This window comes from Methyloglobulus sp. (genome assembly GCF_964779595.1).
On record NZ_CBAROL010000002.1, the window covers coordinates 111,621 to 124,952 of the forward strand.

The window sequence follows — 13,332 nt, forward strand, 5'->3', positions numbered from 1 at the left end:
CGCTGCTAACAAAAGGGTAAAGAGAATCCGCACCGCAATCATTCCTGACCGTAGGCAGTCACTTTGGCGTAGGGTTGTAACAGAACCTCACCATTGGTGTAGACACTGCTATTGTGAGCTTGCAGATAATCATTAAACTCGGCGTTTAAGGGCTGGCGACGTTGCTTGAGCTTGTCTGGCTGATTGGCAGAGAATGGTAGCTGTTGACCTGAGACAGCCATTGCGGTTACCGTTTGGTATTGATTTCCGGCTGTGTCATCACGTAAGCTTTGACCCACCAATACCGCAGCGACTAGGGTTGATGCCGCCACTGCATACAATTTGCGTTTGGATTGTTTATCGGTATCTTGGACTTGCGGAGGGTGTTGGGGTTTTAATTGCGGGAGGAAATAAGTGGGTTCTTGCTGAATTTCTTGAAAAACTTGATGAGAAAAATCGCATCGGACTTGGTAAAACTCATCCGTCTTTAATGCCTGACTAATTGCTTGATACCGACTCATCTTAGCTTTAAGCACCTCATCTGATTGTATTTTTTTCAACAAATCCAACGTTTCATCGTGACCCAGCTCACCATCAACAAGCCAGGAAATTTTTTGATTGACTTCATCACGCATCGAACTTCACCATTAATCGAGCAAAGGGTTTAACTTACTGTCTATCGCCTCACGCGCCCTGAATATGCGCGAACGAACCGTACCTACTGGGCAATCCATCGCCTCTGCAATTTCTTCATAACTCATGCCTTCAAACTCCCGTAACATAATCGCCACCCGCATTTCTTCCGGTAAATTGTCAATTGCCAACTGGATGGTCTTGACTATTTCTTCACTCAACAATTCCCGCTCTGGGGTTTCTAAGCCTTGCAATTGCGGCGCATTTTCAACTGCTTCTGCATCTTGCACATCGATATGGTAATCAGAATTTCTTCTTGACCGCGACACCAGATAGTTTTTTGCCGTATTAATCGCAATACGGTATAACCATGTGTAAAAAGCAGAATCCCCGCGAAAACTCCCTAACGCCCTGTAAGCCTTGATAAAAGCCTCTTGAGCTACGTCCTGCGCCTCGCTGTGATCTTTAACATAACGATTAACCAGTTGAATAATCTTATGCTGATACCGGATCACCAGAATATCGTACGCGGATTTATCGCCCTGTTGAACCCGCGATACCAGTTCTTCGTCTAAAAGCTCGATATTTCTGGTGCGGTCGTTCACTGAGGTTTCAACTATGTAGGTAGACAGGATTGAGTGGTAAAAGTTCTCGACTAGAAAAAAATTGCTATCATGCAAAAAACCGCTATTATCCACAAACTAAGCTTGGTAAGCCACAACTTTGGCTATCAGGGCTAACAGCCTGTTTATTTTTAAATAATCCGAAATCTTTCCGCCTGTAAATTTAGTATGACTTGTGATACGCATGATGTTCTGATTATTGGCAGCGGTGGAGCCGGTCTAAGCTTGGCACTGAAATTGGCGGATCATTCGCTAACGGTTGCCGTATTATCTAAATTTGCCCTGACCGCAGGCAGCACATACTACGCCCAAGGTGGCATATCAGCGGTGTTTGATGCGGAAGATTCCATTGAATCCCATATTGAAGATACCTTGAATGCCGGCGCGGGGCTTTGCGACCCTGAAATCGTTAGATTAGCAGTAACTTACGGCAAAAACTCCATCAATTGGCTGCGCGAACAAGGTGTTGTATTTACCGAAGAAACCGTCACGACTGGCGGCACCAAATTACATTTAACGCGAGAAGGCGGACATTCGCACCGCCGTGTCGTCCATGCCGCTGATGCGACAGGTAAGGCAGTGTCGCTGTCATTGATTGATCGTGCCAAAGAACACTCGAACATTACCTTGTTTGAACACCATAATGTCGTCGAATTAATCACGGTTGAAGCAGGAAGCTCAACCAAAAAAGCCGTTGGTGCTTATGTTTTAGATTCAACAAAACAACAGGTCAAAACTCTTTCCGCCCGTGTTGTGGTCTTAGCCACAGGTGGTGCCAGCAAGGTTTACCTGTACAGCACCAACCCACAAAGCGCCACTGGGGACGGCATTGCTTTGGCTTGGCGTGCAGGTTGCCGCGTCAGTAATATGGAATTCATGCAGTTCCATCCAACCTGTTTATATCACCCCAACGCTGGTTCTTTCCTGATAACGGAAGCAGTGCGCGGTGAAGGCGGCAAATTGGTATTGCCGGATGGCTCGCCGTTTATGCAGCACTTCGATCCACGCGGCGAGCTTGCACCACGCGATATTGTTGCGCGCGCGATTGACCACGAAATCAAAAAACGCGGTATAGACTGCGTATATCTCGACATCAGCCATAAATCGGCGGATTTCATTAAGGAGCATTTTCCCAATATTTACGAGCAATGCCTCAAATTTGACATCGACATCACCAAGCAACCGATTCCCGTCGTACCAGCAGCACACTACACTTGCGGCGGGGTAATGACCGACAGCTATGCCCGGACGGACATCGCAAACCTGTATGCAGTCGGCGAGGTCGCCAGTACCGGCCTGCACGGCGCAAATCGCATGGCGAGCAATTCATTATTAGAGTGTTTGGTTTTTGCTGACCGCGCCAGTGAAGATATTTTGAAAAGACTTGCGGACATTCCTGCACCTCCTGCCATCCGTGACTGGGACGAATCAAAAGTCAGCAATTCCGACGAAGAAGTCGTGGTTTCGCACAATTGGGACGAACTCAGGCGGTTTATGTGGGATTATGTCGGCATCGTCAGGACAGACAAACGCCTAGATCGAGCCATGCACCGCGTGGATTTGCTGAAACAGGAAATCGCAGAATATTACGGAAACTTTAGGGTAACCAGCGACTTACTGGAACTGCGTAACTTGGTAATTGTGGCGGAATTAATTATCCGCTGTGCTAAATTACGTAAGGAAAGCCGAGGGTTACACTATACCTTGGATTATCCTGATACCGACGACAGCAAACCACCGCAGAATTCAATCCTGACTCCTGAGTAATCCGCTAACGCGCTTTTAGTAACGCTTCGACATTACGGGCAGCCGTCTCGCAATCCAGTACAGATTTCTCTACATGCCGTTGCAGAAACAATCCTTTATTAAGTCCGTCTATATCACGTGAAACATATTCATTAAGATAGTTGCAGTTTTTTTCCATGAGCTGCTCGGCTTGAAGGATAGCTTCATGATCTTTAGCCGCCACATCGCCTTCCTGCATCACCATGACTTCACTGGTCATTCGGTTTTGCAACCGAAATGCCGCTTCGACGCGCTGTTCAAACTCTTCGCGTGGTTGGTCGTCCGGCCCATACTTTCCTAGTGCAAAAGGCATACATGCCTGTAGCAATCCTGCGATAACACAAGTAGTAATCCCTACGCAACGTCGGTTTATTAGCAAATTCTTCGTACCTTTCATCATTTGCCGCGTATTATGAAGGGCAATGGCAATCTTGCCAACAGTTAGTTCTAGGACTCGGTATAAGCGGAGAAGTGCTAAAAAAATCAATAAATTTTCCCCTTGTTTTTATCATTAAACCATTCTGGGTGTATACTTTTAGCCTGCTTCATACCTATAAAAACTCAACAAAATGGGGTCAACTTAATGGCTGATAAAACAGTTAGCAAATACCTGGTCAACTTGGAAAAGCACTTTGCTAATGACAATCCAGTATTACTGAACGCAGCAAAAGTGTTCCACGAACTCGATCAAGTTGAATATGACTTGGGATTGATTGAGAACGAAGAAACCACCGCCAGCAAGTACTCCTGGTGGCCTGTCGTTAGCCTGATTGGTGGCAATTCCACCGCTAAATCGCGCTTTATCAACAGTTATCTGAGTACCGATCAGCTACTTTCTGGCATTCAGGCATCCAGCCACAAATTTACGGTACTGCTAAATAGCAACCAAGCCACCCCTGCGACCTTACCAGGAACCGCTCTGGATGTTGATCATCGTTACCCGTTTTACCAGATCAGCGAGAAAATCGAGCAGTTACAAGAAGGTGAAGGCCGCCGTATCAACTCGTATCTGGAATTAAAAACCATTAACAGCGACCGCCTGAAAGGTAAATTGTTTATCGATGCACCGAATGTCAGCGCAACATCGGCCACTCCCGTGATATCGATGTTAACGACCCATATTCTCGAAAATTCTGATCTAGTCCTCGTATTTTGTGATGTGTTTGAAACATCTACGTCTCTGATGAATGAGCTGGTGCAACAAATTACCTCACATCAGGACACCAATAAATTTATCTATCTTATTGATGCGCCAGCAGCGACTTTTTACCCCACCAAAAGCAGCGAAATCATCTCCTCCTGGCAACGCAGATTGGCCGACATCGGCCTTAATACCGGACAATTTATCCTGCTACCCAACCAGGAACACAGCGTTAATGCTCAAAATACGCCGCAATTTACTGAAATTGATCTGCGTTTAGCCAATGTTGAACATGATCGATCATACCGGATTCTATACACCTTAGAAAAAAGCATTCATGAAATTGAAAATACCGTCGTTCCTGAGGTTAAAGAAGGCATAGCTCTTTGGAAAGAACGGGTTAACATGTCCAGCCTTATCATCCTTGGCTCTATAGCGGCACTGATTGTGTTTGCGGAATTACAAATTGGCGTTATTGACTTGCTGATTGACCCCATTATTGGACCTATAGCCATCCTGGTTATCATTGCTATCATGATGCCCTCGCACTTGATAATGAGCAAGATGCAAGCCAAATTTATCGTTAACAAACTTAAGATTCGCCAGAAAGAACTGCATTTGATGGAAAATTTGGGCGAAATGTTTGAATCGAACCTGACCTTTTCGCGAATGTTACTTAATTTTTCAGAACCTGCGGGTTGGAATAAGAAAAACAAAGCACGGTTGACCCAACTCTCAGATAAAACCAAAGATTTGGTTCAGGCACTGAATGATAGTTTCAGCACCTATAACAACCGCAAACCAAATTCTTCTGATTAATTGATACCGATGCAACCTCATTAACTGCCCTAAACTAAGCAATTATGGATACCATAAGAGAATACTTAGCGCTATGTTGGTTGAATAACGATCCCTTGGAACTGCCGAGATCGGTAGGTTTGTTCAGAAAAAGCCTGCTCATTTATTTTGTTATCGGCTATTTGTTACAAGCCAATATGATTGATGACCCTTTCGAGTCACTTTATGAAATCAGCCTACAAACGGTATTAATGTTGGCATTTATCGGCATCATGCTCTTTCTGAACAAAACCCTTTATGCCTATGTACAAGTCACCACGGCATTCATGTTTAGTGCCAATCTGATCTCGGCATTCGTAGTACCGGTTATGGTGTGGCTGACAGTATCCGAAGATCTTTACAGTTATTACTTATTTTTCTTATTGTTAGCTTGGTACTACGCGATAGTTTCTTACATCATAAAACGCACCTTGCTTATCAACATTGCTGCCAGCATGGTTTTAGCTTTACTCTACTTCATCGCAACTTTCTTGAGTGCTTTTGCGCTTGGGCAGATTTTATAGCCTGATTGTTTGGTTTTGATTATCGTTGTTAATCCCTTAAAATCAATTACCCCACCACCGCAAAATCAGCACCAAAACCACATTAGCCAACACCCCTGCCAACACATCATCCAGCATAATCCCAAAACCCCCTTGTACGCGCCGATCTGCTACTTTTATCGGCCAGGGCTTGAGGATGTCGAAGAACCGGAATAAAATAAAACCCAGCACCACACCTTGCCAGCTAAATGGGATAAACCAAAGGGTAATCAAATAACCGGCAATTTCATCCCAAACGATACCTCCAAAATCGTGTTCGCCCAGCTTATCTGCCGCCAACCCACAAATCCAGATGCCCACAATCGTAACGGCTAGCATTACCAAGCTGTAGAAGATATTCCCCGTTTGCGCCAGCACGCAATAAAGCGGAATTGCCGCCAACGTACCGCACGTGCCGGGAGCTTTTTTTGCCAAGCCTGAGCCGAAACCGAATGCCAGGAACAGGATTGGGTCTGACAGGATTTGCTTGGGTGTTAGCCGATTTTTGCCGTAATGGGCATTAAGAAAAGTGTTCAAAACTTTTGACCCCTAATGGTTGAATGTTGCTTGATTTGTTGAGCCGCAATCCCAGTTCGGCTTCGATAAAGCCTATTTTAGTGTACGGAAAGGTTACGGCATCAACCTTACCTGGGCTGACGGTAAAGCACAGCTCATAATCGTCCCCGGCAGTCAACGGCATAGCCCAATCACCTGTGTTTTCGATATAAGCAAGGACTTCTGTCGATAAGGGCAAAGCCTCCCAATCCAGACAAGCACCTACCCGGCTTTGTTCTAGGATATGCCCCAAATCACCAACCAATCCATCTGAAATATCGATACAGGCATTGGCTATACCGATTAAAGCCTGTCCAAAAACAACTTGTGGCTCAGGCTGGTTAAACCGATTTAGGGCAGCATCCGGCTGTTTGCAGTCGTAACCTTGGTTGATTTTTAAACCTAGCCCTGCATCGCCAAGATGCCCCGTTACGCAAATGATGTCGCCCGGTTTGGCTGTTGAACGCCTGAGTGCTTGTCCTGTAGGCACTAAACCTAATGCCGTCACAGTTAACGTTAACGGGCCGGACGTGGTATCGCCGCCAATCAAATCCGCCGAATAACGATCAGCCAAAGCAAAAAAACCGTCGGCAAAGGCTTGCAGCCAGTTTTTATCAACATTAGACAAGGTTAAGGCCAATGTAACCGCAAGCGGCTTCGCACCCATGCTGGCGAGGTCGCTCAAGTTAACCGCCAATAGCTTATGGCCTAATTGGTAAGGGGCACATCCAGCGAAGAAGTGGACATTCTCCACCATCGTGTCGGTGGTAATGGCTAATTCATACCCATTTGGCATGGATAACAAGGCGCAGTCATCGCCTATACCCTGAGCGACAGATGGATTGGTTGTTTGCCGCTTGAAAAAGCGGTCGATGAGAGAGAATTCGGAAATCAAATTGTCAGTTATAAAATTGATTGATGTAGGGTGCTTTTTATGCATCCTACCACGCTACGACTTCGACCTTTCCTTCGCTTTATCATAAACGACACTGTTTTCCCGTTTGCCAACGGCGATGACGAATACAATGACATCTTGGTCATCAACTTCATAAACCAAGCGATAACCAGACGAACGAAGTTTTATTTTGTAAGCGGAATCTAAATCGCGTAATTTATTGGCGGGAATATGCGGATTTTCCAGGCATTTTTCGAGTTTCTTCTTAAACTGGACTTTAATGCTGTTATCCAGCTTATCCCACTCTTTCTTGGCGCTGGGCAGGAATTTCAGCCTAAAGGTCATCCAGCGCTACTTCAATTGCAAATGGCTTTTCGGCTTGCCGTTCCTTTACGATTTTACCGAGTTCATAATCTTCTAATTTTTCCAACAACTGTTCATAAACATCTGCCGGCACCAAATAAGCGGTAGGCGAGTTATGGTTAAGGATGGCAATCGCTTCGCCTTCCGCCTTATTCAGCAAGGCAGAGGGATTTTTTTTGAGTTCGGAAATGCTCGCGCTGAATGAAGCCAGGATTTGTTGCATAAGACACCCAAATATAAGGGCTTATTTTAGTGCTTTATTGGCAATTGGCAAGGACAAATGTGTTATGGGTATGTTTACGCACCAAGTGGTGCATGGAATACACCCTACACGACTATTCCTCTCCACAACCTTGCGGATTAAGCATTTTCCAAAACTAAATTCATTTTGTATGTTTTTAGTAAAACCGAATCAGTTATCAAGCAAGCATTTTTTAGACTACCGTGCCGGACGGGGCATGTTGCCCCGTCCACATAGTTTTAATGTGCTTCAATATTGTAAACATCAATAAAACGTAAGTGACGGGGTAGCATACCCCGTCACTCCCAAAGTAGGGTGCGTTTTACGCACCAATGGTGCATGGAATGCACCCTACACGACTATTCCGCTCCACAACCTTGCGGATTAAGCATTTTCCAAAACTAAATTCATTTTGTATGTTTTTAATGAAACTACCGTGCCGGACGGGGCATGTTGCCCCGTCCACATAGTTTTTTAATGTGCTTCAATATTGTAAACATCAATAAAACGTAAGTGACGGGGTAACATACCCCGTCACGCCCAAAATAAAGAACGGTGGGTTAAAATTTTAATAACTTTTTTTAATTTAGTGACGTTCACACTATTTGGAAATAATTCACCTAATGAAGTGCAATTTAGCTGATGTTACTTAACCTTTTAATTGACTTAACAAGCTCTTCTAATGCGTTGTCATAACCATTTATAAAATTAGCATATTTTTTATGTTTCAATAACCTAGGAATTTCACAGTCCTCAATCAATATTGGTAACAAATGAATTTTCCCGTTCTGTAATTCTTCCCAATACTTTGCTTGCCATTCGTTTTCTACCCATTTTGATTGCACTGATTTTTCAGACAAAATTAGTGCCAAAAATTGACAGTTTTCAATACCCTCTGCAACTTTAGTCGGAATTGATTCTCCAATGTCAATTTCCCACTCATCAAGCCAAACAGAAATTCCATAGTGTTTTAAATCAACAGCTAAAGATTTAACAAAATTTTTGTCATCAGAAGAATGAGATAGAAATACATTTATTTCGTTTTGTTCATGTTTAAACATCGCATCAAACATCCTGTCACTAAGCAAACTATGGATATAATTAATTTCTTCTAAATATGTAATTTTCTTGGTGTCAGAAATATGTTTATTATTTTCGCTTTTAAGATAAATTACTCTCCATAGATAATCTATACGCTTGAGAAGATTATGGCTATTAATAGCCTCTAAACAATCAAACGAAATAACATCATGATTATATGTGAGTAGAGGATGTCCGAATATGACAACGGCTTTTTCAATCTTCTTTTCGGTATGAAGATCATCAAAATAACCTATACGACCTTTATGCTTACCATTTTTTATATAAACAGGGCCAAAACCTAAAGATGTCATATGGTGTTATGTGAAAGCTACGTATTTGATGACCGAGACGTTATCTCTATTGTCCTTTTCTCCTGCGCCACCTTATCCAAAATCCCGTTCACGTAACGATGGCTGCCATCCGCCCCAAAGTATTTGGCAAGGTTGATGCTTTCATTCAGGACGACGCGGTACGGCATTTCGGGACGGTGCATTAATTCATAAGCCCCCAACCGCAATATCGCCCGTTCAACGGGATCAATAACGTCAACAGGGCGGTCAACAAATTCACTGAGGACTTCGTCGATGGTGTCCACGCATTGGGGGATGCCGTGAAACAGCTCTTTGAAGTAGCTTTTTTGTACGCCTTTTAAACGACCATCTTCCTCAAATTGTAATTCAATGCTGATAAGGCTTTGCCCGGTCATCTGCCATTGGTAGAGCGCTTGCACGACGGCTTTACGTGCGTTGGTTTTGGTTTGGCTCATTGTTTGGCTAAGTTTTCCAGCAGGCTCATCATTTCTATCGCAGACATAGCTGCTTCCGCGCCCTTGTTGCCCGCTTTCGTGCCAGCGCGTTCGATGGCTTGTTCAATGGTATCGACGGTCAGTACACCAAAGCTTACCGGTATATCATATTGCATAGCAACGGTAGCTATTCCCTTAACGCATTCGCCAGCGACATATTCAAAATGTGGCGTACCGCCACGTATTACCGCACCAACGGCTATGATGGCATCGTATTTTTTGCTCGCGGCAACGCGTTGCACGACCAATGGCAATTCAAACGCACCTGGGGCTTTAACGACGTGGATGTTCGCCCGGTCTGCGCCGTGACGGACTAAGGTATCAATCGCACCAGCTTGTAGCTGTTCGACGATAAAGCTGTTAAACCGTGATGCGACGATGCACAAGGTGCGACCTTGGGCGGATAGGTTTCCTTCGATGGTTGTTATTGCGGACATTGTGTTTCTCTGTTTGGTTTAAAATTCACAAATCTCCTTCTCCCTCTGGGAGAAGGTTGGGATGAGGGTTTTAAAAATTACGTTTTATTCCCCTCACCCTAGCCCTCTCCCGTGGGGAGAGGGAATTTCTTTATTTACTTATCTCACTGCCTTCCCACGCCTCACAGCTCACATGCTCCGTCACTTCCAGGTCAAATCCTGCAAGGCCGACGTATTTTTTCTGTGCGCCTAATACCTTCAATTTATGTACGCCAAGGTCAGATAAGATTCGCGCACCCGTCCCCGTCATGCGCCAGTCGGGTGGCTGTGATTCAGGTATCGCTACACCATTGTCTTCAAGCTGATAGCGGTGGATTAACTCCACGAGGTTTTTGTTACTTTCATTTTGCCGGATGACAACCAACACGCCACGACCTTCTTTGGCTATTTTCTGCATGGCGATACGCATCGGGATACTGCGGTCAGTGCGTTTGGATGAAAACACGTCATCCAATAAATTCCGAGCATGAACCCTAACCAAAACAGGTTCACCGTCAGATACTTGCCCCATGACCAATGCCAAGTGCAGGTTATTATCGTTCCTGTCCTGATAAGCATAGAGTCGAAAATCCCCGAACTCAGTCGGGAAAGCGCATTCGCTGATGCGTTCCAGGGTGTTTTCATGCTGGATGCGGTAATGGATCAGGTCGGAGATTGTACCGATTTTGAGGTTATGATGCTGGGCAAATGTCTCCAAATCCGGCTTTCTCGCCATCGAACCGTCTTCGTTAAGGATTTCGACGATAACTGCGGCAGGTTCAACGCCTGCCAATCTTGCCAAGTCGCAACCCGCTTCGGTATGCCCTGCTCGATTCAACACGCCGCCAGATTTCGCCATCAGCGGGAAGATATGTCCCGGCTGGATCAGGTCTTCCGGCTTGGCATCTGTCGCCACGGCACATTGCACAGTGCGGGCGCGGTCGGCAGCGGAAATGCCTGTGGTCACGCCCGTTGCGGCTTCAATCGAAACGGTGAAATTGGTCGAGTGCGTGGTTTTGTTTTCATTAATCATCAACGGCAAACGCAACTGCTGGCAACGCTCACTGGTCAAGGTCAGGCAAATCAAACCACGACCATACCGCGCCATAAAGTTAATATCTTCTGGGCGCGTAAAAGCAGCCGCCATAACCAGATCGCCTTCATTTTCACGGTCTTCATCATCCATAATGATGACCATTTTACCTTGACGTAAGTCTTCTATGATTTCTTCGATGGTGTTCATTTATGTCTATGTAATTAACGGAGGAAGCCGTTTTCTTGTAAAAAAGCTTCAGTAATTGCAGTTTTTGGTTTGGCGGCGGCATCGCCCTGAAGCAGTCGTTCCAAATACCTCGCCAATAAATCGACCTCAAGATTGACTTGACCACCTACTTTTATATCCGCAAGAGTCGTTTCCTTAAGCGTATGGGGCACGATGTTAACACTAAATAAAGCGCCATTCACGGTATTGACAGTCAGGCTAATGCCATTGATGGTAATAGAGCCTTTTTCGGCGATATATTTTGCCAATTCATCTGGTGCTTTGAACGACAACCGCCAGGAACGGGCATCCGGCTTAAGCTCAACCAGCTCACCGATGCCGTCCACATGCCCGCTAACGATATGCCCACCCATGCGGGTTGTGGGTGTTAAGGCCAGTTCCAGATTGACGGGTGTACCGACCACGGCATGTTTCAAGGTCGATCTGGATAAGGTTTCGTTGGACACATCCGAGCAGAAGTGCTGCTTGCCGAGTTCAATTGCGGTCAAGCACACACCGTTGACGGCTATGCTGTCGCCTAGTTGCGTGTCAGATAGCGATAACTTGCCGGTATTGATGGTTAAGCGGCAGTCGCCGCCTTTGGGTTCGATGGCGGTTATATTGCCGATTGCGGTGATGATTCCTGTGAACATGGTAACTTATTGTTTATTTTATATTTGCTGATTTTCATCAAGGCGATCATAAATATCCAGAGCCATTTTTCTTGACCATGCCGAAAACAGAAGTGCCGCAAAATAAAATATTAGAAAAAATAATACGCTAAATGGATGAGAATGAAGTCTCTCAGCTAACCCCATATAAGTAAACGAATCAGCATTTACGCTTAAATCGAAACTTGCTTTTAGCATTTCAGTTAAGGGAACTACAAGAACACCTACTATTACTGCTGTAAAAACATTTGTAGAGACATTCATAAATTGTTCAGCTCGTTTCTCCTGAGCTTTTTCAGAGTACTTTTTAGGTTCTTTATTTTTTAAAAAACTTATCATCGCAATGCTCCTATAATTTTTATATCTTGCCCCACCCGCCTAACATCTTTAAATTTCATTTCCTTACTACCAGACAATTTATCCAAACCTGGCAAATGAAATAACCCTCTCCCTTGGTCGCCTAGAATTTTCGCTGCCATATAAATAACCCATTCATCCATCAAATTTTCAGCCAATAACGCGCCATTCAGCACCGCGCCTGCTTCGACTAAAACTTCATTGATTTCCTGTCCAGCCAAAAATTTCATGACTTCGGCAAGGTCAAGTCGGCCTTGTTTTTCAGGCAATTGATAAACCTCAGCACCCACATTTTGTAATTTTTGGAGTTTGTCTTTATGTCCTTCGACAAGCTCAGGACAAACGGCATTCGATTGTTTACACGTTAAGATTATCGTCCGCCCCGTTAATCCCAGCATCTTGGCATTCGTCGGAATTTGCAAGTGGGAATCCAGCACCACCCGAATCGGTTGTACGACTTCTTTATCTATCCGCGCCGTTAAGGACGGGTCATCTGCGAGTACGGTATTGATGCCGGTCAGGATCGCCGAGCTTTCCGCCCGTAAGCGATGCACATCCGCCCTGGCTTCCGGCGAAGTAATCCATTGGCTTTCGCCGGATGCCATCGCGGTACGCCCGTCCAGGCTCATCGCCAGTTTGCTACGGACAAACGGGCGGTTTTCGGTCATCCGCATGATAAAACCACGGTTTAATACACGAGCATCTTCTTCCAGCACACCGCAACTTACCTCAATACCTGCGGCTTTAAGGCAAGCAAAGCCATTTCCAGAAACCTTTGGATTAGGGTCTTGCATGGCGGCAACCACACGTTTAATGCCTGCTTTGACCAGCGTTTCACAACACGGCGGTGTTCGTCCGTGATGGCTGCAAGGTTCTAAGGTGACATAAGCTGTCGCGCCATTTGTGTCTTCGGTTGTATTGTTTAGCGCTTCAACTTCGGCATGAGGCAGACCCGCTTGTTTATGCCAACCTTCGCCAATTATCCTGCCATCTTTGACCAAGACACAGCCAACACGGGGGTTTGGGTCTGTGGTATATAAACCTTTCTTTGCTAGATAGATTGCCCTTGCCATGTAAAAAGCATCTAGTTGATCTTGGGCTGGCAT

Annotated in this window: 17 protein-coding genes; 3 read left to right on the top strand and 14 right to left on the bottom strand. The window is 45.1% G+C overall.

Annotated features, from left to right (window positions below; translation table 11 throughout):
* Positions 1-38: 38 nt before the first annotated feature.
* Complete coding sequence (locus AC1YY3_RS01640) at positions 39-614, bottom strand: sigma-E factor negative regulatory protein (RefSeq protein ID WP_481823967.1); 576 nt, start codon at positions 612-614, stop codon at positions 39-41.
* Between the two features lie 12 nt (positions 615-626).
* Complete coding sequence (gene rpoE, locus AC1YY3_RS01645; RefSeq protein WP_481823966.1) at positions 627-1,217, bottom strand: RNA polymerase sigma factor RpoE; 591 nt, start codon at positions 1,215-1,217, stop codon at positions 627-629.
* Positions 1,218-1,403: 186 nt separating this feature from the next.
* Here rpoE and nadB point away from each other — a divergent pair, with 186 nt between their 5' ends.
* Positions 1,404-3,002, top strand: coding sequence for an L-aspartate oxidase (nadB, locus tag AC1YY3_RS01650; RefSeq protein ID WP_481823965.1), 1,599 nt, complete (start codon positions 1,404-1,406; stop codon positions 3,000-3,002).
* Positions 3,003-3,006: 4 nt separating this feature from the next.
* On the opposite strand, the gene AC1YY3_RS01655 is transcribed toward nadB, so the two are convergent.
* The gene (locus AC1YY3_RS01655; RefSeq protein ID WP_481823964.1) at positions 3,007-3,507 is read right to left on the bottom strand and encodes a hypothetical protein; all 501 of its coding nucleotides are present in this window, start codon (positions 3,505-3,507) and stop codon (positions 3,007-3,009) included.
* Positions 3,508-3,603: 96 nt separating this feature from the next.
* Between AC1YY3_RS01655 and AC1YY3_RS01660 the strand changes: the two genes are divergently transcribed.
* Positions 3,604-4,980, top strand: a complete 1,377-nt coding sequence (locus tag AC1YY3_RS01660; protein WP_481823963.1) for a P-loop NTPase family protein — start codon at positions 3,604-3,606, stop codon at positions 4,978-4,980.
* A gap of 44 nt (positions 4,981-5,024) precedes the next feature.
* Positions 5,025-5,522, top strand: coding sequence for a hypothetical protein (locus tag AC1YY3_RS01665; protein ID WP_481823962.1), 498 nt, complete (start codon positions 5,025-5,027; stop codon positions 5,520-5,522).
* A 42-nt stretch (positions 5,523-5,564) separates the two neighbouring features.
* Here AC1YY3_RS01665 and AC1YY3_RS01670 read toward each other — a convergent pair whose 3' ends face one another.
* From AC1YY3_RS01670 to ribD, 11 genes are all read right to left on the bottom strand, one after another.
* Complete coding sequence (locus AC1YY3_RS01670; RefSeq protein WP_481823961.1) at positions 5,565-6,077, bottom strand: phosphatidylglycerophosphatase A family protein; 513 nt, start codon at positions 6,075-6,077, stop codon at positions 5,565-5,567.
* Positions 6,061-7,035 carry a thiamine-phosphate kinase gene (thiL, locus tag AC1YY3_RS01675; RefSeq protein WP_481823960.1) on the bottom strand — a complete coding sequence of 325 codons (975 nt, stop codon included), beginning with the start codon at positions 7,033-7,035 and terminating at the stop codon, positions 6,061-6,063. Before thiL ends, AC1YY3_RS01670 begins: the two co-directional genes overlap by 17 nt.
* Before the next feature lie 9 nt (positions 7,036-7,044).
* On the bottom strand, positions 7,045-7,335 hold the full coding sequence (locus AC1YY3_RS01680; RefSeq protein ID WP_481823959.1) for a type II toxin-antitoxin system RelE family toxin: 291 nt from the start codon (positions 7,333-7,335) through the stop codon (positions 7,045-7,047).
* Positions 7,325-7,576 carry a type II toxin-antitoxin system Phd/YefM family antitoxin gene (locus AC1YY3_RS01685; RefSeq protein WP_481823958.1) on the bottom strand — a complete coding sequence of 84 codons (252 nt, stop codon included), beginning with the start codon at positions 7,574-7,576 and terminating at the stop codon, positions 7,325-7,327. The genes AC1YY3_RS01680 and AC1YY3_RS01685 overlap by 11 nt, the downstream gene beginning before the upstream one ends.
* Positions 7,577-8,229: 653 nt before the next feature.
* Positions 8,230-8,988 carry a toll/interleukin-1 receptor domain-containing protein gene (locus AC1YY3_RS01690; RefSeq protein ID WP_481823957.1) on the bottom strand — a complete coding sequence of 253 codons (759 nt, stop codon included), beginning with the start codon at positions 8,986-8,988 and terminating at the stop codon, positions 8,230-8,232.
* Positions 8,989-9,005: 17 nt separating this feature from the next.
* Positions 9,006-9,443, bottom strand: a complete 438-nt coding sequence (gene nusB / locus AC1YY3_RS01695) for a transcription antitermination factor NusB (protein WP_481823956.1) — start codon at positions 9,441-9,443, stop codon at positions 9,006-9,008.
* Positions 9,440-9,919 (bottom strand): 6,7-dimethyl-8-ribityllumazine synthase, encoded by a 480-nt coding sequence (gene ribH / locus AC1YY3_RS01700; protein WP_481823955.1) that lies wholly within the window; start codon positions 9,917-9,919, stop codon positions 9,440-9,442. Before ribH ends, nusB begins: the two co-directional genes overlap by 4 nt.
* Positions 9,920-10,049: 130 nt before the next feature.
* The gene (gene ribBA / locus AC1YY3_RS01705) at positions 10,050-11,180 is read right to left on the bottom strand and encodes a bifunctional 3,4-dihydroxy-2-butanone-4-phosphate synthase/GTP cyclohydrolase II (protein WP_481823954.1); all 1,131 of its coding nucleotides are present in this window, start codon (positions 11,178-11,180) and stop codon (positions 10,050-10,052) included.
* Between the two features lie 14 nt (positions 11,181-11,194).
* The gene (locus AC1YY3_RS01710) at positions 11,195-11,851 is read right to left on the bottom strand and encodes a riboflavin synthase (RefSeq protein WP_481823953.1); all 657 of its coding nucleotides are present in this window, start codon (positions 11,849-11,851) and stop codon (positions 11,195-11,197) included.
* Between the two features lie 18 nt (positions 11,852-11,869).
* Complete coding sequence (locus AC1YY3_RS01715) at positions 11,870-12,208, bottom strand: hypothetical protein (protein WP_481823952.1); 339 nt, start codon at positions 12,206-12,208, stop codon at positions 11,870-11,872.
* Positions 12,205-13,332 (bottom strand): bifunctional diaminohydroxyphosphoribosylaminopyrimidine deaminase/5-amino-6-(5-phosphoribosylamino)uracil reductase RibD, encoded by a 1,128-nt coding sequence (gene ribD, locus AC1YY3_RS01720; RefSeq protein WP_481823951.1) that lies wholly within the window; start codon positions 13,330-13,332, stop codon positions 12,205-12,207. Before ribD ends, AC1YY3_RS01715 begins: the two co-directional genes overlap by 4 nt.